This window comes from Pseudomonas edaphica (genome assembly GCF_005863185.1).
GTDB lineage: Bacteria > Pseudomonadota > Gammaproteobacteria > Pseudomonadales > Pseudomonadaceae > Aquipseudomonas > Aquipseudomonas edaphica.
The window spans coordinates 1-1894 of record NZ_VBVZ01000872.1 but is presented as its reverse complement, the minus strand read 5'-3'; the positions used below and the strand labels follow the sequence as shown (position 1 = coordinate 1894).

Genomic DNA, 1894 nt, shown 5'->3' with positions numbered 1-1894 from the left:
CGAGCGAGCTTGCTCGCGCTGGGGCGCGAAGCGGCCCCAACAAGATCACCGCGATTTATCCAGCAGAACGCGTTGGCAGGTTTTAGGGCTGCTTCGCAGCCCAGCGCGAGCAAGCTCGCTCGCCACAAGGGCCGTGAGTATCAAAGCCTGAATTTGCCCACCAGCGTCTGCAAATCCAGGCTCAATCGGGTCAACTGAACACTCGCAGCGGCCGTTTCCTCACTGGCCGCAGCGGTTTGTTCGGTGACATCGCGCACCTTCAGCACACTGCGATTGATCTCTTCCGCCACCGCGCTTTGCTGCTCGGCGGCGGCGGCAATCTGCGGGTTCATTTCCTGGATGATCGACACAGTGCGCGTAATCGCTGCCAAGGCATCGCCGGCATCGCGGGTCAGGCCGACGCTGTTGTCGGTCAGGCTGCGGCTGTTGTCCATGATGTCCGCGACCTGCTGGGTGCCGGTATTCAGGCCGAGAATCAAACCTTCAATTTCTTCGGCGGATTCCTGGGTGCGCTGGGCCAGGCTGCGCACCTCGTCGGCCACTACCGCAAAACCCTGGCCGGCACTGCCCGCACGCGCCGCTTCGATGGCAGCGTTCAGGGCCAGCAGGTTGGTTTGCTGGGACACTGATTTGATCACGTCGAGCACGCTGCCGATTTTCTGGCTTTCATGTTGCAGCGCAATCATCGCCTGGCTCGAGCGCGCCATCTCATGGGCCAGGTGCCCGATTTGCTCGACGGCCTGGGTCACCACTTTTTCGCCGGCGCTGGCTTCCTGGTCGGCTTCATTGGCCGCGACGGAAGCCTGCTCGGCATGCCGGGCGACCTCCTGGGCGGTGGCGAGCATTTCATTCATCGCCGTGGCCACTTGATCGGTTTCCTCCTTCTGGTCATTGACCCCGGCGCGGGTCTGCTCGGTGACGGCTGATAGCTGCGTTGCGGCACTGGCGATCTGCCGGGCGCTGTCGCCGATACCGCTGATCAGGTTGCGCAGGTTGCGGGTCATTTGCCCGATGCTCTGCTGCAACTGGCCCAGTTCATCGCGGCGGTCCTCTTGAATGTCTCGACTCAGGTCGCCGTCAGCAATGCGGTGGGCGGCGGTGAGGATCGCGCGTAAAGGCACGACTATTTGCCGCGCGATCCACCAGGCGGCCAGTACACCGAGTAGCAAGGCCGCCAGGGTGACGCTCAGCAGTCGTGTGTGGGTCTGCTCGGCTTCGCTGTCACGCTTGCTGTTCTGGCCGTCACTCAGTTGATGGCTTTGCTCGCGTAAATCATTGAGTTGCTGTTCAAAGCGGTTTTGCAGGGTTTCGGTGTTGAGCTGTGCGTCCTTGAGCTTGGTCAATTGTTCGCGATAGTTGGCCAGGTCGGCTTTGAGCAGGGCCGCGTCCACGGGCAGTGCGGTCACCGCTGCTTGTGCAACGTTCAGGGCTTCGAGCGCCTGGGTGAGTGCGTCGGTGTAGGCTTGCAGCGACTCGGCCGCCCAGGCGGGGCTTTGGGCGCGATCTTCGGCCTGCTCCATGGCCTGGCGCAGGTTTTCGATAGCATCCAAAGCCTTTTCGTCTTCCTGGTTCGGTAAGTCGCTGGCGAACTGGGCGAGAGTATCGCTGGCTTGCAACGCGGTTTTCTTGAGGGTCGGGCGGATGCTTTCGCGTTGCTCGATCAAAGCGGGCAAGGCCGCCAGCGCTGTCTTGAAGCTCGCCACCAAGCGTGTTGCTTCCTGCAGTCGCTGCAAGTCGGCCGGGTGTTTGAGGCGGCTTGAAAGGTCGGCCAGATGCTGGTCGATCTTTTCGGTCTGCCTGTGCATTTTGGCCAGGCTGCTGGCGTCCGTCAGTGTGCGGTACACAATTCTGTCAGCGCGCATGGCCTCGGCGTCAAGGGCCAGTTGCCCAAGGG

At 62.1% G+C, this 1894-nt stretch carries 1 protein-coding gene; it reads right to left on the bottom strand.

Annotated elements, in window-relative coordinates:
• Nucleotides 1-140 precede the first annotated feature (140 nt).
• Nucleotides 141-1894 (bottom strand): methyl-accepting chemotaxis protein (locus FEM54_RS31590; protein ID WP_138454169.1); only part of this gene is annotated, 1754 nt, incomplete at its 5' end.